Genomic DNA, 20,136 nt, shown 5'->3' with positions numbered 1-20,136 from the left:
ACAATGGAATGCAGCCGCGCACGCGTACACGCCTCTCGAACGGCCGGAGAACGCGACTGTGTTCCTTGCACATCATCGCTCTCAATCTGCCATGGCGAGGCCGCCGGCCCCCAACAACCGCTTCCGCCTGGCCACAGCGCCTTCAAGCCAGCCGGCCTGAAGTTGCGGGACCGAGGCGACCAGAATTTTCGTGTAGGCATGCTGGGGCCGGTTCAGCACCTCGTCTGTTGGGCCGCGCTCGACAATTTCGCCACGATGCATAACGGCAATCTCATCCGCGAAACTCGCGGCCGTAGAGATGTCATGCGTAATGAACATGAACGCCAATCCGCGCTCAGTTCTTAAGCGACGTAACAATTCGATGATCGAGGCAGCGACTATCGTATCCAAAGCTGACGTGATCTCATCGCAAAGGATAAGTTCGGGGTCTGCGGCAAGCGCTCGAGCGAGATTGACTCGTTGCTTCTGGCCACCAGAGAGTTGGTCAGGCTTGCGCCGCTCAAATTCGGGCGGCAACTGCACCATTTCCAAGAGATCTCTCACTAGCTCGCCGCGCTCGCGGGCAGCCTTGCCTCGGAAGAGGGTCAGCGGTCGACCCAGAATTTGCCCAACGGTATGCGCAGGATTGAGAGCGACATCGGGGGACTGGAAGACCATTTGGATGCGGCGCAACGCGTCTTTTGATCGTTTCTGGACAGAATCCGGCAGCCGCTCTCCGGCAAGTTGAATGGTTCCGCGGGCAGGAGGAAGCAGGCCGGCGACAACCCGCGCCAAGGTGCTTTTACCCGACCCGGATTCACCGATTATGGCGAGTACCGAAGATCGGCGCACAACAAGATCGACTGACTTCACGGCTACTACGACGGGATTTTGGTCTCTATTTCTTCCGTAACCAGCGGTGACGTTCGAAATGTTAAGGAGCGGCGGCCCGGCGATTGCGGTGGGCGCAGCAACGGCACCCGGCGTCCATTTTTTGCAAGCCGCAAGCAGAGTACGAGTGTACGGCGCCTTGGGTGCAGTAATGACCGCTTCGGAGCTGCCCTCCTCTTGGACGACCCCGTTATGAATCACCAATATCCTGTCAGCGATCTGGGACACGAGCGCGAGATCATGGCTGATGTAGAGCGCCGCTGCCCCTTGATGCCGGATCGCGCGTTTGAATGCCTCAAGAACCCCGATTTGGGTTGTGACGTCCAGGGCGGTTGTCGGTTCATCCAAAATGAGAAGCTTCGGCCCGCAACAAATCGCCATGGCGGCCATGAGGCGTTGCAGTTGGCCACCTGAGACTTGATGAGGGTAGCGTGCTCCGATGTGAACGGGATCGGGCAGAGCCAACTCGCCATAGAGTTCAAGTGATCGGGCGCGGGCCTGATTGGCGGGCATAATTCGGTGAACTAACGCCGGCTCGATGACCTGTTCTCCAATCATGAGCGACGGATTAAAGCTGGCTGCGGCACTCTGCGCGACGTACGCGACGTGGCTACCGCGGATTTTACAAAGCATGGCAGGGTCAAGCGTAAGGACATCAGCTCCATCAAGCAGCACGCGTCCTGAGGTAGCCTTCAATCCCGGCCGGATATGCCCGAGTGCGGTAAGACCAAGAGTAGTCTTTCCCGAACCGGACTCGCCAATGATGGCAAGCACTTCCCCAGGCGCGATAGCAAGATTGACGCCGCGCACAACAGGCGCTCGCGTCGCGACGCTTTCGATAGTGAGGTTTTCAACCTCAAGGACGCGGCGGTTCATTCGCGCGCCCCGCTGTAGTCTCGGCCGGAACGCAATGACAGTTCATCGACAAGAAGATTCAAGGCAACGGTGATGCTCGCGATTGCCGCTGCCGGAATGATGGGCGCCAGCGAACCCGATCCCAATCCCTCGATATTTTCCCGGACCATGCTGCCCCAATCGGCCACCGGCGGTTGCACGCCCAATCCGAGAAAGCTCAGACTGCTCATGAACAAGATGATGAAAGAAAGTCGCAACGCAAAATCGGTGAGCAGCGGCAACGCAGCGTTCGGCAACATCTCCCGATAGAGCACCCACCAGACGCCCTCGCCTCGCGCACGCGCGGCCTCGATAAACTCCATCTCTCGTAACTCCATGGCAAGCGCTCGCGCGATCCTGAACACCGCCGAGGCGTAAATGAATCCGCTCGTGGCGATGAGCACCGGGATCGATGAGCCAAGTGCCGCAATGACGACCAGGCCCATCATAATGTGCGGGAACGAAAGGAGTGCATCATTTAGCCGGCTCATCAGGGTGTCGACTAAGCCGCCGCGAATCGCAGCGAACAAACCCAGATACACTCCAACGAACTCGGCGATCAGGGTTGCGGTTAGCCCCATTCCGAGCGTCGTCCGGGCTCCAGCCATCAAGCGAGAGAGAATGTCACGCCCGATATAGTCCGTGCCCAGGAAGAATGCGGCAGCAGGTCGGGCCAAGTTGTGATCGGAGATGATGTCTGCCTCGTTATACGGCGCAAGCAATGGACCGAACACAGCTACGAAGGACCAAAAAAGGAGAATCGCTACGGCGATTAGCGCGCCAATGCTCAGCTGAACTCGTCGAGGCGTCAGCGACGTGGCGGTCGAATTATTTGTGAAGGCGTTCATTTTTTCACCGCCGCGTGTCGTAGCCGTGGGTTGCCGAGGATTGCCGCGATGTCGGCAACCAGCATCAAACCGATATAGGCCACACAAAAAATAAGCACACAGGCCTGGATCACCGGATAGTCGCGTGAGGAAACAGCATCGACGAGCAGGCGCGCCAAACCTGGGTATGCGAAGATCGTCTCAACAACCACGACTCCGCTCACCAAGTACGCAAGATTGAGCGCGACGACGTTGGCGATTGGGCCGATTGCGTTACGTAGGGCGTGTACCAGGATCACACGGCGGTACGGCACGCCTTTAAGTACCGCCATCTCGATATAGGGCAACGAGAGAACGTTCACTACTGTTGCACGAATCATACGAACCATCTGTGAGATGATGACGGCGGCGAGGGTCGCGACCGGCATCGCCAGCGAGGTTACAAACTGATTGATCGACCGGTATTCAGTGACGTACGCGATCGCCGGCAACCAGCGGAGATTCACCGCGAAGATGAGCACCAAGACAGTTGCAAGGAAGAACTCCGGTAAGGCAGCAACGCACAGAACCGCGATAGAGCTGACACGGTCGAACTTGCTGGCCGGCCGGGTCGCGGCGGTCAGTCCGATGGCGAATGACAACGGAACCGCCACGGCCGCGGACAGAGCCGCCAAGACGAGCGTGTGTCCGAGCCTGTCACCAATGAGCACACTCACCGGTGTCTGATTTGCGAGTGACATACCGAAATCGAGATGCAGGATGCCAAAAAGCCAGCTGAGGTACCGCAGAGGCGCTGGCCGATCCAAACCCATTTGAGCTCGCAACTCCGAAACGCTTTCGGGAGTGGCGCTCTGCCCAAGCACAGCTTGCGCTACGTCGCCAGGCAGCAGCTCAGTTCCGACGAAGACTAGAAGAGAAACCAGGAGCAACGTCAGCCCCCCCTGCAGCACACGACGAGCGATCAATTGGACCATAGGCAAACTCTCGAAGAGGGAGATGATCTTCACACCGTCCAAGCAAGTGATCAGTTAGTTCTCGAGCCAAACGCTGTCGGCGAAGTTGAAGCCGCCAAGGTTGCCCGTTGGGATCGGACTCAGCCCCTTCACCTTGCTCGAGATAGCATCGATATAGCTGACGAAAGCTGGGATCGCGTTCCCGCCCTGCTCGTAGATGATCTTCTCGATTTCCCAAAAGAGCTCCTTGCGCTTGGCTAGGTCGACGGTACCGCGCGCAGTATCGATGAGCTGATCTAGGCGCGTATCCTTGAATTGAGTGTCATTCCATTTGGCGCCTGACTTCCAAACCAGCGTCGCCATGATACTTTCCGTCGGCCGCGGATTCCATTGAACAGCGTGGAAGGGGCGCTTGATCCAAATGTTCGACCAGTAGCCATCGGATGGCTCGCGCTTCAGGTTGATCGTAAGTCCGGCACGAGCAGCCTCGCGCTGCAGCACAAGCCCCATTTCAATACTGTTCTGAACGGCTTCCGAGACGTGGAGCTCAACATTGGCGTTCTCCATGCCCGCTTTTTTCAAGTGGAACTTTGCCTTGTCGATGTCGACCCCGCGCTGCGGCAGAGAGCTGTTGTAGACCGGGCTCTGCGGCATCACGAAGTGATCATTCGCGACGACGCCGTAGCCCTTCAAGATTTGATTCACAATCCGTTCGCGATCGAGCAGGTTTTTGACCGCGAGGCGGAAATCCGGATTGTTCGTTGGCGCCCGATCACACATCATTGCGAACTCAACGAAGCGCGGGCACCGCGTCGAGAACACCTCAATTCCCGACGCTCTTTTTGCTTCGTCGATCGCATTCGGTCGCAGATCCGACATCATGTGAATATCGCCGGCGATGAGGGCATTCAGCCGCGCGACTGGATCTGCGATACCGAAATACTCGATCTCGTCGAGATAGGGTCGCCCCGACTTGAAATAGTTCTCGTTGCGGGTGACAACGGTGCGGACGCCCGGCTTGAACTCTTTGAGCCGGAAGGGGCCAGTCCCGACCGGCGTCGAGAAGTCAGTCGTCCCATTCTTTACGATCAGAAAGCCGAACGTACCGAGCAGGACAGGGATGTCGGCATTCGGCGCGCTGAGCTTGATCCGAAGGCCGTCCTTTCCATCTGCCGTCACGTCGACAATGTCTTCGACCAGGCCCTTGGAAGCAGAGGCAACCTTCGGGTCCTTATGACGCATGATCGAGTACACGGCGTCCTCAGCATCGAACGTCTTCCCATCCTGGAACGTCACGCCCTTCCGGAGCTTGAAGTACCACTCGGTTAAGTCGCCATTTGACTCGAATGACTCCGCAAGCTCAGGCACAGCTTCCCCAGCCTCATCAATACGGGTGAGCCCGTTGTAGAGCATGAAGCCGCGCGCATATTCCGAAGTTTGCGCGAATTTCGCAGGATCGAGCGTGTCCTGCGCACTTTGCACGTGAAGCGCGACGCGCAGCCGCCCGCCACGGGCAGGTCGCGCGAAGGCTTCACGTAGCGGGGACGCGCCGGCTGCGAGTGTCGCGCCTGTAGCGAGCAGCGATTTGTTGAAATCGCGACGATTCGGAATTTGGTTGGCCATCTTGGTCGCTCTCCCGGGATCGTTACTGTTCATCTTCATGTACCGCGTGACATGGCGGTACCGGCGTCTTTATTGACATTTCGTCAAACGCTGCCATTCTGTCAACAGAAATCATTCAGGCCGCGACGCCGCGAGAAAGGCAGTTCGTTCGACATGCTGACGCGGAATGCCCATATCCAACTTCAGTGCGGCGTCATCTGGCGGCCGATCGGGGCAATGGCCGAAGATATGACTTTCGGAATTGCCAGCCGGGTTATCGGCCACGCCGTTCACGAGCAGTGGTTCGTGCCCCGTGCAATAAAATGCCTTACCTGCGAACGCGCACGGGACGACAAAACGTAACTTAATGACCGCTGGCAACGCTAGTCAGTAAGCGCTGGCCCCGCTTGGGCCCCAGATCGCACGCAGCATATAGTAGAAATTACGAGGCAGTTGGTGCACGAGAGTCACCGCCGCCCAAGGCTCAGGAGAAAAAGAGCAATGCCACTGTCCAATGATCCGCTCGTCCAATTCGTCGCAGTTCGCACCTCGCCGGCGAAATCAAGAAGATGGGGAGCGGACCTCGCGCCCATGCCCGGGATCACGTGGCTTAGACCCTCTATCGATATGAGCGCGGATCACGTTGATGAAGTCTATTGTGCCAGAAGCGGTCAAACGCCGCGCGCTCTCAAGACCCTCGTCGCGCGAAATACCGTTCTTCAGACGCTCCCTAATTTAAAATGCCAAAAGAAAGCGTCCCGTTCTTCAGAGGCCTGTGAATTTCGGTGGGCGCGAACCGGCCGAGAATGTCTCGGCAGCCTTGCTACCCCTCACGAAACGAGCGAGTCGGCGGCACGCCTCGGCGAGCTGCTCGTCACTCAACGTGAAGGAGAGCCGCACATGTCCTTCGGCACTCTTACCGAAAGCCGATGCGTCGAGCACCGATACTCCCTCCTCTCGAAACAGGCTCCAGGAGAAGTCGTGCGCTGACAGTCCGGTAGCTCTCACGTCGACGAGCATGAACATACCGGCTTCGGGCTTGGCGCACCGCAGACCCGGCACGTCGCTTAGTAGATCGAAGACCAAGTCGCGACGTCGGCGATAAACGGCGCGCATCTCCGCCGTGACCGTGTCGCTCTCGGCGATCGCTTTGAGCGCACCCTGCATCACGAAACCAGGCAGGCCATAAAGCATGCAAAGCGAGAGATTGCTCATGTGTTCGATCAGGGCAGTGGGCGCTATGGTCCAGCCCATGCGCCATCCCGTCATCGCATGCGACTTCGACAGAGAGCCGATCGTGACGCAACGCTCCGCCATGCCCGGTAGGGCCCCGATCGAGACATGGGGCGCCTCAAAGGTGAGCTCGGCATAGACCTCATCAGCAACGATCCAAAGATCGTGCCGCCGAGCGAGATCGGCGATAGCCTCGAGTTCTTCGTGCGTCATCACGACGCCCGTCGGGTTGTTAGGATTGGCGAAGTAAAAGGCTCGCGTCTTCGGCGTTATAGCCGCGGCCAGCGATTGCGTGTCGAGACGCATTCCTTTTTCGACGGATAGCGGCACCGGGATGAGAGTGGCACCGCTCGCGCCGACGCTCGCATGATAGGTAAGGTAGGTCGGCTCTAGAGTGACGACCTCGTCGTCTTTCTCGAAAAGGCACTGCGCGACGGAGAAGAGGCTGTTCTGCGCGCCACCAAGGACGATGACGTTTTCGGCCGACACCTCCTGGCCAGACAAGCGTGAATGACGCTCGGCGATCGACGTCCGTAACTCGTACCGGCCGAGAATCTCCGTGTAATGCGTATCGCCGGCGCGCAAAGCCGAGACCGCAGCCTCGACGATGGGTGCAGGCGTCGAAAAATCCGCATCGCCGACAGACAGCAGAATCACGTTGTCGCCCCGCAACTTGGCTTTTCGTGCGGCGATATGAATGTCCCAGGCACTGACGCTGCTGCCGCTGATCCGGTCCACTCGGGACGAATAACGCATTTAGATCCCCCAGGCTCTTGCCCTTGGGCGGCCATTTTCGTTGGTCGCCGCCTGATTTCAACTAACCGAGTGCTCCCTCCCGGCCGCTTTGACAAAATGCCATATGTTGACATAGTGTCAAGACTTTGTTCCCCTGATTGGGCACGGCACGGAAAGGTCAATAAGAAAACATCGGCAAGCGGAAGTGACGTGGGCGACCTCGTCGAAGAAAATATGGTGAGAGATTGGTTGGGCGGGAACCTTACCGCGACCAGTTCGCGTGGCTTTAGGCGTTGAAATAGCGGGAAAGCCCCATGGGGGTGGGCTCAGGTGGAATCGCCACGGTCAACCGCTGGCCCCATCGCTTCGGCCAAGGCGCGGTCGGAATACCCCCAGCCGTCGCTGCCCATCTTCGGACCGCAAGGCCCTCCTGGCAGCCCTTCGATCTGCCCATCGTTGTACTGACCAAATGATGCCGGCGCGGCGTTCTCAGCTTGAGGAGACGCGAAACCGATTCCATGGTCCAAAGATACAGGTGTCGCTCAGCTGTTGGCTGATCTGTTCGCTGCGGATCGGGATTCCGGGCGAGTGCGGATTTGCAGCGTCTTGAGTTGCTGCACCGAGCGAGCCCGATCGCGCGAATGTCAATCATCGAATGATCAAAGATCAACCGTCAGCCTATACGCCTCTAGTATTGCGGCATGAATGCTGCGTGAGGTTACGGCATCACCGAGCCGGTGCAGAACGAACCCGAGCCCGGGCCATGTCGGCTGGGGCGCCCATTGCCCCATTGCGTCAATGTCAGCTACTCCTTCATTGCTTGATTGCTTCCGCAGAGCGTCGAACAAATCTGCCGCGGGCTCCGTTCCTGCCTCCAAAACAACCTGGTGGGTCGTAACTTCGGTCCGAGCCTTTGATAGCTGATGGATCAGCGTTGCGACGAGCCGGTTGCCATCGCGCCTGATTGCGGCCAGCTTATGATAGGGCAGCGTTTTTACACGCTGCTCTGCAAGTCGTTTGTGAAAAATGACACGGTCGGCGTAACCCATCTCTTGCGCGGCATACGCGTCCGTGGTGACCAAGGTGACATCATGCCCAATGCGCGACAAATGATCCGCTGTTGCAACCGCTTCGTGGCGGCCGATCTGATCGCAGATGAGTATATCCTTTTCGGCACGCAAGTCCCCTGACAGCAAGTCCCAGCTTGAGGCAGCAAGTTCCGCCCCCGGAAAATCGCGTCCCGTGGGGATACCGCCAGTCGCGATGAAAACATAGTCGGGCTCTTCAGCCAGAACGTCGGCGCTTTCTACGTAGGAATTCAAACGAACATCCACCCCAAGCCGGTCCAATTCGCTGGAGCGCCAGTCGACGATTGCGATAAGATCCTTTCTCCAGGATGTCTTCGCTGCCAGCTGGACCTGCCCGCCTAAGCGTGTTGCAGCCTCGAAAAGTATGACCTTGTGGCCGCGCTCCGCAGCTACCCGCGCAGCCTCCAGTCCTGCCGGCCCTCCCCCTACCACGACCACTTTTTTCCCCGGCCTCGGGCTAGTTGCAACGGTCATGGGAAGTACCGTTTCGCGGCCGGATGCCGGGTTGTGAATGCAATGGGGCTTCTTATAAAGGCAATGCGATGCTCCGATGCATGGACGGATCCGATCCTCTTGGCCCCGTGCAAGCTTGTTGACGATCTCAGGGTCAGCGATATGGGCGCGGGTCATCCCGACCATGTCGAGCATCCCCTCGCGGACCGCAAAGCGTGCAGTCGCCAAGTCTGTAATACGAGCGGCGTGAAAAAGCGGTAAGCCGATCTCCCGTCGAAAGCGCCCAGCGTGGTCCAGATGAGGGGCTAGCGGGCGGCTCATTCCCGGCATGTTTTCTTCAACCAAAGTCAGCTCGGTATCCATGCGACCCGCCATGCAATTGAAGAAATCTACCGCCCCTTCGCGTTTGAGGATGTGGGCTATCTGCAGGACATCTTCAAAACGCAGACCGCCCTCCCCTTCGTCGAGCGAGAGGCGCATACCAACGATGAAATCGTCCCCGACTTGGCGGCGTATCTCCTCATGCACCATGAGCGCAAACCGAACGCGATTCTCGATGTGACCACCAAAATGATCCGTTCTTCGGTTCGTAAGTGGCGAGAGAAATTGGCCGATCAGGTGTCCGCCCGCCAATGTTTCCAGGCCGTCGAGCCCGCCCTCCCGGCATCGCCGAGCCGCCTGGCCGAATGCCCTAACAACACGGTCGATGTCCTGGCGAACCATCTCGCGAGGAAAATTCCTGTGCAGCTCTTCACGCACCGCCGACGGTGCGATCGTAGGCAGCCACGCAGCCGCTTGCGCGTCGCCTCGTCGGCCCAGGTGTGTGATCTGGCACATGAGCGCAGCGCCATGCTGGTGAATCCTGTTGGAAAATTGCTGGAAGTAAGGAATGATCCTGTCGCTTCCGACGTCCAGTTGCCGAAACACGGAAGGTGAATCCGGTGCGATATTGGAGCTACCTCCGAACATTGTGAGCGCCAGCCCACCCTTGGCTTTTTCTTCGTGATACCGCTGATAGCGCAGGGCTGGCATGTTGTCGTCGTCCATGCCCGAGGCATGCGAGGTGCTCATCACACGATTCTTGAGGCGCAACCTCCGTATTGTAATCGGCTGCAGGAGAGGGTCTTTCGTAGCTTTCCGAGTTTCTTCCATCACATCACTCCTAACCGCTGGGCAGACGCAGCGGGCGTTACTCAATGAAACCCGCGAGAGCTTCGTCGAGCGTCGCTCTATCTGGGGGGATTTACATATTCGCGAAGCGTCTGACGCGTGCCTGCCCTGAAGGTGCACCGAACGTCACGAGACCTTGGCAGACGCCTCGATCAATCTGTCTCTCTTCCTACACTTGACTCGGTGTCCCTCAACAGCCTGAGACTGGCCAGTTGCGAACAACAATTCCGAGTTCATGAAAAATACTTTCATTTACTTTCCTGTAGACGCGACCTGTTATTCATTCAGGATAGGTCGGCACGACCGGCGTCGGATAGGCTGTCTGCTCTCGGCCTTGAAAGGCAAGGCCCTATTTGGATAACAGCACTGGCGGCGCTCTGACATGTCGTTTCTTAATTGGAAGCGTGACAACCTCATTAGGGAAACAGACCATAAGAATTGGCTTCTATGAATGCACATCCGCTTCATAAGGGTATAACTCAGCATTATGAGCTTGCGAACCAAACTACCCTCTGCCTCCGCACTCTTCACCTTCGAAGCAGCTGCCAAAACAATGAGCTTCTCCGAGGCCGGCAGACTTCTGAATGTCACGCAGCCGGCGGTCAGCAAAGGCATTGCGGCCCTAGAAGATCATCTCGGAGTGAAGCTGTTTAAAAGAGAGAAAGCAAAGCTGGCTCTTACGGCGGAAGGCGAGTCCCTGCACCAGGCGATTCAGCTAACCTTTATGGCTCTGGAAACGGCGATCGATCGAATTTCATCCAAACCCAGGCGGCCTGACGCGCTGACACTGTCGCTGTCAACTGCCTTTGCAGCTCACTGGCTAATTCCTCAAATGGACGAGTTCCGTCACGCGTTCCCCGATACAACTCTCAACTTCCAACTGACCTGCGGGGAGGCTATGGGGCCGATGGGTTCATGTGACCTGGGCCTGCGCCTCGACAGCAAGGTTGCCACCGGGGATCGCGCTATATCCTTCGCGCCCGAGTGGCTAATTGCAGTTGCGTCACCGGATTACATCGCACGAAATGGAATGTTAGACCGCCCAGCAAACGCGGGCGCTCACACCCTTGTCACGCTTGTGACACCTCGCATAGCCTGGCAGGAGTTTCTTGAGCTGACCAACCAGGCCATTGATGCGCCCACGCGGGAAATCAGGGTACCGGATTATTCCGTCGTTATCCAAACAGCCTTGAATGGCCGCGGCGTCGCGTTGGGATACGTGACATCCTGCGGTTATCTGATTCGTGAGGGCCTACTTGTACCCGCGCTGCCACGGACGCTTAGGACAGGCAGAAGCTATTGTCTGGTTTATCCCGGCTACGGTCCTTCACGACGCCTCGCCGAAGATGTTGGAGATTGGATCATCTCGACATCACAAGCCATTTTGGCCTCTATTTCAGGGCGCATGGCCTGAAGCGCGACCATCATCGTAGCCTGAGCAGCGTCCAGTGCTGCCGCTGACACGGGCGCGCGGGAGCATTGGCACCGAGCTGTAAACGCCCTAACCACACGGCCTTCCTCCACTGACCGAGGGGCGGTTTTGGAGCGATAGCAAGCAAGACGGAGCTACGTGCTCCGACACCTGGAAGCACGCGCCGGCCAGACTCTCTATCTTTATCCATGTTGAAAGATTGCCAGGAATGGACGAAGGTAAGCGTAGCTCTGAGGCCCATTTGATTGGCGCTTGACGTCTATTTTTGAGCGCGTGGTGCGCCGGCGCGGCTTCCATATGTCGGACAACGCATTGACAGCGGCCTCAAGCGCCTTCCGGTCGACGACGTTGGGATCGAACTGCTCCGGGCCCCAGAGGCGCATATGTTCGTGCTCCGGATGGGTGGGGTCGCTGATGGCGTCGAGGTATTCGGCATAGCCTGGCGCACCGCCGACATCTTCCGGAGGACAACGGCCGGCGGCCTCGAGCAAGAACGGAAGTCCCTCCGTTGTCGTGTTGTCGAACCACTTTTCAAGCTTGATCAGATGGTCCCAGCTGTCGCCGAAGTCGTAGAGATAATGGATCGTCTTGGCGCCACTCTCTTGAACGATATCGCAGAGCCGCGCCTTGCGGGCATCGATGGGCTGGGGGCCAAAATCACCATCGGGATCAGGGATACCCCAACGTCCTTCGCCGGCCAGGAACTCGAAGAGATGGCTGTTCGTCCAGCCAAACGCCGCCTGAAGCGTCAGATGCAGCCGATCAAGGCGCAGCGTGAGCGGCACGACAAGGCATCGCATCACCTCCGGTTTCACGTCCTTGAGGGTCACCTTGATCCGGACCGCGGTCGTGTTCAGGCTCATGCCGCCAGCCTCGGATCGTGTGCATGCATCGTGTAGATCGACGCCCAAGGGAGCAGTTCGTCCAGTCGCGCCGCAGGCCAACCATTGACGAGCTTCGCGAGAACATCAGCGAGCCAGTGCTCGGCACTGACGCCATTGAGCTTACAGGTCTCGATTAACGATGCCAGAACTGCCCAATTCTCGGCGCCCTCGTCGCAACCGGCAAAAAGGGAGTTCTTGGCGTTGAGCTTGATGGGCCGCATCGCACGCTCGACAGCATTCGTGTCCATCTCGATGCGCCCGTCATCAAGGTAGAGCGTGAGGCCGTCCCAATGACGCAACGCGTAACGCAAGGCCTTCGCCGTGTCGCTCTTTTGTGCAAGGTAATCAAGCTTGGCCTCAAACCACTGCTTCAAGGCTGTAGCCAGAGGTCGGGCATGCGCCTGCCTGCCAGCACGGCGCTCGGCATCCGATCGGCCGCGGAGCGCTTCTCGACCGCGTAAAGTTGGGCGATGCGCTCAAGAGCCTCGCGGGCAACCGGAGCTGGCGCCGGAGCAGCCTCGCGCTCGATCTTCACAAACTGGCGCCTCAGATGCGACCAGCAGAAGGCGAGCGTTCCGGACAAGGCGTCCGCACGCGTCTCTCGGGTCATGGTCTTGTAAGCCTGATAGCCGTCGCAGTGGATGATGCCGCGATAGCCCTCGAGCAGCCTCAAGCCATGAACGGCCCCACGGCCCGGTGCATAGGCGTAAACCACGCCAGGTGGGTCAGGTCCGGCCCAGGGCCTGTCATCGCGTGACAGCGCCCAGAAGTAGCCGGTTTTGGTCCTGCCGCGCCCCGGATCCAGCACCGGCGCCGGGGTCTCATCGACACAGAGCTTCGAAGAGGCGAGCAGAAGCTGGCGCAGACGATGCCACAAGGGCTTCAATTCCTGGGCGGCGTAGCCGACCCAGAAGGCGAGCGTGGAACGGTCGATGGCGATACCGTGGGTCGCCAGCATCTGCGCCTGACGATAGAGCGGCAAATGCCAATGATACTTGGCGTCAATTACATGCGCGACGAGACGCTCGGTGGGCAGTCCCCCCTTGATCAATCGCTCGGGCGCAGCGTGCTGGAGGACGACGCCATGACAGGCGCGGCAGGCCAGCTTGGGCCGGCGGGTGACGATCACCCTGTATTGCACCGGAACGACGTCGAGCCTCTGGCTCTCATCGTGACCAATCTCAACGAGATCGCCTTTGCAGCACGGGCAGCAGGTTGCAGCCGGCATCAGGGTTTCGACGATGCGCGGCAAATGCTCCGGAAGCTGACCACGGTTGGCTCTGCGCTTGGTAGCTCTCCTCTCACATGTTTTGTGATTGGCGCGATCCTCAGCTGCTTCGAGAGCCGCGACGGCCTCTTCGATGTCCTCCAGAACAAGCTGTAGCTGATCAGCGTCCAGCTTTTCCGAGGATCGACCGAACTGCGCATCTTTCGCAAGCTTGAGCAACCGCTCGAGCCCGGCGCAACGATCCAGCAGAGCCGCGGCAAAGACACGCAGCTCGGTTGGATCGCTCGGCAGCTCATCAGGCAAATCACTCATTGGCCCGAGTCTGCCATGCTTCGCGCCCCGATGCAGCGAAGACTTTATCTCCTACGCAAGTGCTTTCGGCTGCGGGATTCGAGGCGCGTGCATCCGCGTCCAATCCATGCCGGCCAGAAGCGCGGACAGCTGGGCGGCATTCATCCGCATCACGCCGGCCACGATGGGAGGCCATTTGAAGCCGCTGCCATCGAGCCGCTTCCAATACATCACAAGCCCGCTGCCATCCCAGACGACAATCTTCACCCGATCGGCGCGCTTCGCACGGAACACCACCGCCACGCCCTTCATCGGGTCATGGCCCAGCGTCTCCTTCGCCAACAGCGCCAAGCCCTCCGCACCTTTTCTGAAGTCCACAGGTTGCGTCGCCACGTAAATCATGAGGCTCGCGGGCGCCGTCAGCATGAACGTGTCCGTCGAAGCGCCAAGAACACATCACTCAACACAGCAAGGCCAGGCGTCCCTCGCACCTCCACGCGTGCCCCCTGGAGTTCAACCGTTACAACGGCTGCTTCCGGCGACCCGGTGGGCTCTGCGGCCGCCGGTCGCGCCGATTCCGATACCACCGGCACGAACGACAGCGTGTCCGCCGAAGCCGGCAGCACCAACTGGCCCAAACGCGCCCGGCGCCGCCAGTCGTGCACCTGCTGGGGCCGGCACCCATGGCGACCCGCGACATCTGTGACAATCGCCCCCGGCTCAAGGCTTTCCGCGGCAATGTGTGCCTTCAAATCGTCCGGCCAGCGCTTTCGACCTGCGCCTGCGTACACTTCGATACGCGGTGACAACGGTCGTCTTATGTCGTCCGAATGGTCGTCCATTATGAGCACCCTTGCAGAAGATGACTCTTCTAGCGGTGCTCTCAGGATTGAGTACAACAATTCTCAAGGGCCTCAACGCCACGCTTACGGACGAAGTGTCACCTCTGAAACCGGCCCTGGCTTCTGCAGCGCGCTTGCATCTCTCAGGACGACGCTGGCCGCATACAGAACGGTTGGTTTTACTGGCGGCATGAGAGCCGTGTCCTTCGGAGAGGAGTAACTGGCAACGCAACCAGGTAGCCGAGCGCTGACGAGCCGCGCTTGGCGCCACGAAAGCTCGCACGGCAGCCAGCAAGACATGCTGGGTTCGGTGCATTGGAAATGAATGCACCTCACCAGTTCAATGCGCCGAGAGCTATCGCCAAATTTCGGTGACGGCCGGGTCGGTCAGGCGGCGGCGGTTTCGGGCTGACGGTCGGTCGGCTTGGCGATGACCTCGATCCCGTTGTTGAATGTCACACCGAGAATGAGTTTTGGCAACTGCTTATGACCGTCGAGACGGCGCCAGCTTCTCAGCGCGCCCTCGACCAGTTTGAAGACCATCGCGAGCGCGGTCTTGTTGGATAGGCAGCCCTTCGATCGGATCGTGCGGTGGCGCACGGTAGCGAAGGTGCTTTCGATGGGGCTGGCCGTGCGCAGGTGTTTCCAATGCTCGGTCGGGAAGTCGTAGAAAGCCAGCAGCGTGTCTCGATCCTAGCGCAGGCAGTCGGCGGCCTTCTCGTATTTCAGCGTGTAGCTCTCGATGAAGGCATCGAACGCCAGCTTGGCTGTGGCCTTGGTCTCGGCCATCCAGATCTCCTGCAACGCGCGTTTGGCTCTCGGGTGCTGGCTCTTCGGCAGCTTGGCAAGTACGTTGGCGGTCTTGTGCACCCAGCAGCGCTGCTCGCGCGTTTTCGGCCAGACCTCACCGGCCGCCTTCCAGAACCCGAGTGCGCCATCGGCGATGACGAGCTGCGGGGCCACGTCGAGCCCGCGCCGCTTCATATCGAGCAGCAGATCGCGCCAATCGTGCGCGCTCTCGCGAGCGCCATCGATGAAGCCGACCAGTTCCTTGCGGCCTTCCGGCGTCGCGCCGATCAGCACGAGGATGCATTGCTTTTGGGCTTCGAGGCGGGCTTCGAGATGGATGCCATCAGCCCAGATGTAGACGTAGCGCTTGGCCGACAGATCGCGCTTCTGCCACGCGGCATGCTCGTCCAGCCAGCCGTCCTTCAAGCGGCCGATCGCGGAGGCCGACAACCCGGCAGCATGCTTGCCAAGCAGCGCCGCCAGCGCCTCGGAGAAGTCGCCGGTCGAAATCCCCTTCAGATAAAGGACCGGCAGCAGCGACTCGATCGACTTCGAGCGGCGCATGTAGGGCGGCAGGATCGACGGCGAGAACCGGATGCGGCCAGGATCGGCAGCGGCGGCCTCGCGATCGCGTACACGCGGCTGGCGGACGGCGACCGGACCGATACCGGTCATCACGTCGCGCTCCGGCAGGTGGCCATGGCGGACGACGCGCTGGTGGCCGTCCGCGGTCTTCAAATCGGCATGCTGGCCGAGAAAGTCTGCAACCTCGGCTTCGACCGCCTTGCCCCGTCGCGCAAGACTTCTGTGAGTTGATCGTCGAAGATTCCTGGCTGAATCAGCTGGATGACGTTATCGTTGGACACGGCATATCGCTCCTTCGGTGGAGAAGTGGAGGCGTCAAGCACCCCCACGATATGCCGCCTTCCCGATTCCCGCCGTCACCAACTTTGGGCGATAGCTCGCATGTGCACGCCACACGCCTCGCAGGCATGACGTTGGATCAAAGCCGACGGGTCCACGATGGCAAGCTTTGTCTGCATTTTCCGTAACCTCGATGCTCTCACTCGACGGCGACAACGGAGAAGACCGCGCCGGCGGGCTTCCAACATTTCGTGCAGCCGCACGTGTGATTATGCGCAATGTCGCTCTTGACCTTGACCTTCACAGGAGCAGTTACGCATTCACAGACGAGCGTGCCTCCGGAGAACGTCCGCCCCTGTAGGTATTCAGCCTTGGTCGACCGACGGATGAATGGCGATAGTTTCCATGGTCCTTCTCGCTGGTTCAGCCGGCGACCGCTTGGCCATGTTAAGTCCGGGTTACTTCTTCAGCTTCTCCGCGTGATCGTCTATCAAAGGAAAGATGAAGAAGTAAGAATGGCGATGGCCATCATGGATTTTAGTCTGAGTGGACCGTCATGGGCCGCATAAATCCGTCTGAGCTCATTCGGTCGCCGCCAATTTGATCGACTCCGCACTTCGTCGTGTTGACGAGATGGGGAACGTTGCAGGCTCTCGCTGCGATGAATCACAGAACAAATCGCAGCTTAGGCGGCGGAACAACGAATCAAATGTCCTTGGCGAGGCGAAGCGCATCGTAGATCGCCGCGTGCGTGTTTCGGGCCGCGACGGCATCGCCGATGCGGAAAAGCTGGAACCTGCCCTCGGGATTGCGGATGACCGACTGCGGCACGCCGGCGATGAGCTGCTCGTGGGAGAGTTCGCCGTGATTGCGCGAGGCCGGCTTCAATTCGAAATAGAGATCGTCGAGCGGGATTGTCCCATGATTGATCACCACCTGATCGACGAAGCGCTGCTTTGCGACACCGCCATAGTCGCTGCCGATATGCGCGATGAGCTGGTTGTCCTGCTTCTCCACCCCAGCGAGCCTGAGGGTAACGGTGAAGGTCACGTCGAGCTTCTGGAGTGAGCGCATATAGGGTACGAGGTTCATGGCCATCACCTCGGGTGCAAAGGAGCGATCGGGCGTCATGATCTCGACCTTGGCGCCCGCATTCGCCAGGAACTCGGCTGCCTGCAGGCCGGCATGATCGCCGGCATCGTCAAACAGCAGCACGTTGCCGCCCGGCTTCACGTCGCCTGAAATAATATCCCAGGCTGACACGACGAGTTCGTTGCCCTTCGACAACACTTCTGTATGCGGAAGGCCTCCTGTCGCAATGATCGCGACGTCGGGATTTTCGGCGAGGACGGTGTCTGCTTCCGCCCATGTGTTGAAATTGAATCGTACGCCGAGCTTCTCGCATTGCGCCATGCGCCAATCGATGATGCTAATCATTTCGCGGCGGCGGGGGCTCTGGGCAGTCAGGCGAATCTGTCCGCCGGGTTGGCCAGCCGCCTCGAACACTACGACGTCGTGGCCCCGCTCGCCAGCGACCCGGGCAGCTTCGAGCCCGGCCGGGCCAGCGCCGACGACCACGATCTTCTTGGGTTGATCGGTCTTGGCTATCTGGTGCGGCATGGTCAGCTCGCGGCCCGTGGCCGCATTGTGAATGCAGTATGCCGCGCCGCCCTGGTAAATGCGATCAAGACAGTAATTTGCTCCGACGCAGGGGCGGATGTCATCCTCGCGCTTCTCGATGATTTTTCGGACGATGTGCGGATCGGTCATGTGTGCGCGCGTCATGCCGATCATGTCAACCTTGCCAGAGACGATGGCGTGCCGGGCGGTGGCAACATCCGGGATTTTCGCGGCATGAAACGTCGGGAAGTCTGTCGCGGCACGGATCTCACCTGCAAAATCGAGATGCGGTGAATTTGCCATGCCCTGAATCGGGATGACGTCCGTCAGGCCGGCATCCGTATCGATATGGCCGCGGATCACATTCAAATAGTCGATGAGCCCGCTCTCTTTGAGACGCTTGGAGATTTCGATACCCTCGGCCTTTCCGTTGCCGGCGGGGAGGCACTCGTCGGCCGTGTATCGCACGCCAAGGATGAAGTTTTCGCCGACGCGCGAACGGATAGCCTTCAGCACATCCATGCAAAAGCGTAGGCGGTTTTCGAGCGGACCGCCGTAGGGGCCGTCGAGCTCATTAGTGAGAGGAGAGGCGAACTGGTCGAGCAAGTGCCCGTAAGCTTCGAGTTCGACGCCGTCCATGCCGCCCGCCTTCATGCGCTCTGCAGCGTCGGCGAAGTCCTTGATGATGCGCTCGATGTCCCAGTCTTCGATTTTCTTGGGAAAGGCGCGATGTGAGGCTTCACGATGATGGGACGGAGCGACCACGGGAAACCAGTCGCCTTTATCCCAGCGCGTACGCCGGCCGAGATGGGTCAATTGGATCATGATGGCTGCACCGTTTTCATGCACGGCATCCGTCATCTGCCTGATCCACGGCACGATTTCATCTTTGTAGGCAAGCAGGTTGTTGAAGACCGGAGGGCTGTCTTTGGATACCGCCGCGGAGCCGGCCGTCATCGTGAGGGCCACGCCGCCCTTCGCCCGTTCCACCGTATAGGCCCGATAGCGCTCCTTCGGCATACCGTCCTCCGGATAGGCCGGCTCGTGAGAGGTCACGATGATGCGGTTGCGCATGGTGAGGTGTTTCAGGCGATAGGGCTGAAGGAGGGGGTCGTTGGACATGCGCGGGGCTCCGGCTTAGTCAATTATCGGTGACGCTAACGGATTATGGACACTTGTGTCAATCTGCATGACTCTTATGTCCTCTTCATGAACATTGATGTACAGTTTCAAGCCTCGCGGTCTACGAACCTTTATGAGGACGGTGATGGATCAAACACTAAGTGACGGCGGCTGGCGCGGATCAGAGGAACTCTGGGTTGAAGCGGCCTATGATTCCTTGCTGGATTCCGGCATAGACGCGGTCAAAATCCTGCCGCTTGCCAAGAAACTCCACCTATCGCGGACCAGCTTCTATTGGTTCTTCAAGGATCGCGAGGAACTTCTCGCAGCCCTGGTCTCGCGCTGGCGCGACAAGAACACAGGAAATCTGGTCAAGCAGTCGGAGGCCTATGCGGAGACGATCGCCGAGGCAATGCTGAACGTCTTCGACTGCTGGCTGGACCAGAAGTTATTCGACTCGCAGTTTGAGAACGCGATCCGAGGTTGGGCACTGCAGTCGCCCGACATACTCGCGGAAGTCCAAAAGGCTGACGTGCTTCGCCTTGACGCCCTAAAGCGGATGCTCCTACGTTTCGGCCACGATGAGATGCTGGCGGAAGTCCACTCCCGTACGGTTTATCTTGTTCAGATCGGATATATTTCTATGCAGACGCGCGAGGATATTACCGTTCGCATGAAGCGAATTCCCGAATATGTGAAGACCTTCACCGGCCAGGCACCGGAGCAAAAGGAGCTCGATCGCTTCTTTGCCCGGCATGGCTATGCCGGTTGAGCGGGGCGAGCGTGAATGGCCGGGACGTTGCGGATTGGCGCGATGAGGCAGCGACTGGCATGGCGGAGCCATCGCTGAGTCGATCCTAGCCGCAGGCGGAATGTACTCGACCCATGTCCTGCTCGATCGCGCGGATTAGCGTCGGAACAAATCGCCGACGAAGCGCTGCTTCGCGCTTTCAAAAGCCGAGCTCGCGGCCAACTGCGTACGGACTTTCAACTTGCCGCTGTCGCCGGTGATGTTCGCGGCCTGCTTCACCGCCTCGAGTTGCGAAGGCGCCTGCATAAGCGTCGAAAATGCGAGTCTCCTCCGGTGACCTAGTGCTCGACCAGCTTTTATTCGACTCCATCACAGGAAAGCAGGCGCGCTTTTTTTCGGGCATACGACTCGGAGGTCGCGGTCAAGCGCCTCCATTGCCACGACTCCGCCATTCCTCAACCGCCTAAATTAAACTTGGCTCGGCTGAA

Annotated in this window: 13 protein-coding genes and 3 pseudogenes; 2 read left to right on the top strand and 14 right to left on the bottom strand. The window is 59.1% G+C overall.

Features of this window, described 5'->3' with window-relative positions:
• Positions 1 to 81 precede the first annotated feature (81 nt).
• The 6 genes from QCM77_RS36280 to QCM77_RS36255 form a co-directional block, all read right to left on the bottom strand.
• On the bottom strand, positions 82 to 1,746 hold the full coding sequence (locus QCM77_RS36280) for an ABC transporter ATP-binding protein (protein ID WP_280096169.1): 1,665 nt from the start codon (positions 1,744 to 1,746) through the stop codon (positions 82 to 84).
• Complete coding sequence (locus QCM77_RS36275) at positions 1,743 to 2,612, bottom strand: ABC transporter permease (protein WP_280096168.1); 870 nt, start codon at positions 2,610 to 2,612, stop codon at positions 1,743 to 1,745. The genes QCM77_RS36280 and QCM77_RS36275 overlap by 4 nt, the downstream gene beginning before the upstream one ends.
• On the bottom strand, positions 2,609 to 3,598 hold the full coding sequence (locus QCM77_RS36270) for an ABC transporter permease (RefSeq protein ID WP_347882416.1): 990 nt from the start codon (positions 3,596 to 3,598) through the stop codon (positions 2,609 to 2,611). Before QCM77_RS36270 ends, QCM77_RS36275 begins: the two co-directional genes overlap by 4 nt.
• 21 nt (positions 3,599 to 3,619) lie before the next feature.
• Complete coding sequence (locus QCM77_RS36265) at positions 3,620 to 5,167, bottom strand: ABC transporter substrate-binding protein (protein WP_280096167.1); 1,548 nt, start codon at positions 5,165 to 5,167, stop codon at positions 3,620 to 3,622.
• 744 nt (positions 5,168 to 5,911) lie between these two features.
• Complete coding sequence (locus QCM77_RS36260; RefSeq protein WP_280096166.1) at positions 5,912 to 7,135, bottom strand: pyridoxal phosphate-dependent aminotransferase; 1,224 nt, start codon at positions 7,133 to 7,135, stop codon at positions 5,912 to 5,914.
• 638 nt (positions 7,136 to 7,773) lie between these two features.
• Positions 7,774 to 9,807, bottom strand: coding sequence for an FAD-dependent oxidoreductase (locus QCM77_RS36255; protein ID WP_280096165.1), 2,034 nt, complete (start codon positions 9,805 to 9,807; stop codon positions 7,774 to 7,776).
• A gap of 511 nt (positions 9,808 to 10,318) precedes the next feature.
• Here QCM77_RS36255 and QCM77_RS36250 point away from each other — a divergent pair.
• Complete coding sequence (locus QCM77_RS36250) at positions 10,319 to 11,239, top strand: LysR substrate-binding domain-containing protein (protein ID WP_280096164.1); 921 nt, start codon at positions 10,319 to 10,321, stop codon at positions 11,237 to 11,239.
• A gap of 200 nt (positions 11,240 to 11,439) precedes the next feature.
• Here QCM77_RS36250 and QCM77_RS36245 read toward each other — a convergent pair whose 3' ends face one another.
• From QCM77_RS36245 to QCM77_RS36215, 7 genes and pseudogenes are all read right to left on the bottom strand, one after another.
• Positions 11,440 to 12,120, bottom strand: a complete 681-nt coding sequence (locus QCM77_RS36245) for a plasmid pRiA4b ORF-3 family protein (RefSeq protein WP_462804376.1) — start codon at positions 12,118 to 12,120, stop codon at positions 11,440 to 11,442.
• Positions 12,117 to 13,681: pseudogene (tnpC, locus tag QCM77_RS36240) on the bottom strand (IS66 family transposase). Before tnpC ends, QCM77_RS36245 begins: the two are co-directional and overlap by 4 nt.
• A gap of 51 nt (positions 13,682 to 13,732) precedes the next feature.
• Entirely contained in the window at positions 13,733 to 14,086 is a 354-nt protein-coding gene (tnpB, locus tag QCM77_RS36235; RefSeq protein WP_280096162.1) for an IS66 family insertion sequence element accessory protein TnpB, read from the bottom strand.
• Positions 14,080 to 14,502 (bottom strand): IS66-like element accessory protein TnpA, encoded by a 423-nt coding sequence (tnpA, locus tag QCM77_RS36230; protein ID WP_280096161.1) that lies wholly within the window; start codon positions 14,500 to 14,502, stop codon positions 14,080 to 14,082. Before tnpA ends, tnpB begins: the two co-directional genes overlap by 7 nt.
• Before the next feature lie 387 nt (positions 14,503 to 14,889).
• Positions 14,890 to 16,157 (bottom strand): annotated as a pseudogene (locus tag QCM77_RS36225) (IS256 family transposase).
• Positions 16,158 to 16,256: 99 nt separating this feature from the next.
• Positions 16,257 to 16,562 (bottom strand): annotated as a pseudogene (locus QCM77_RS36220) (GFA family protein); the annotation flags it as partial.
• 298 nt (positions 16,563 to 16,860) lie between these two features.
• A complete protein-coding gene (locus QCM77_RS36215; RefSeq protein WP_280096160.1) occupies positions 16,861 to 18,897 on the bottom strand; it encodes an oxidoreductase in 2,037 nt (678 codons plus the stop codon).
• Positions 18,898 to 19,042: 145 nt separating this feature from the next.
• Between QCM77_RS36215 and QCM77_RS36210 the strand changes: the two genes are divergently transcribed.
• Positions 19,043 to 19,669 (top strand): TetR/AcrR family transcriptional regulator, encoded by a 627-nt coding sequence (locus QCM77_RS36210; protein WP_280096159.1) that lies wholly within the window; start codon positions 19,043 to 19,045, stop codon positions 19,667 to 19,669.
• Positions 19,670 to 19,804: 135 nt separating this feature from the next.
• On the opposite strand, the gene QCM77_RS36205 is transcribed toward QCM77_RS36210, so the two are convergent.
• Positions 19,805 to 19,927 carry a hypothetical protein gene (locus tag QCM77_RS36205; RefSeq protein ID WP_511337224.1) on the bottom strand — a complete coding sequence of 41 codons (123 nt, stop codon included), beginning with the start codon at positions 19,925 to 19,927 and terminating at the stop codon, positions 19,805 to 19,807.
• Positions 19,928 to 20,136 lie beyond the last annotated feature (209 nt).

The sequence above is a fragment of the Bradyrhizobium nivariense genome (assembly GCF_029846695.2).
In the GTDB taxonomy this organism is placed as follows: domain Bacteria; phylum Pseudomonadota; class Alphaproteobacteria; order Rhizobiales; family Xanthobacteraceae; genus Bradyrhizobium.
The sequence above is the reverse complement of the archived record's forward strand: the minus strand, read 5'-3'. Positions and strand labels throughout refer to the sequence as shown.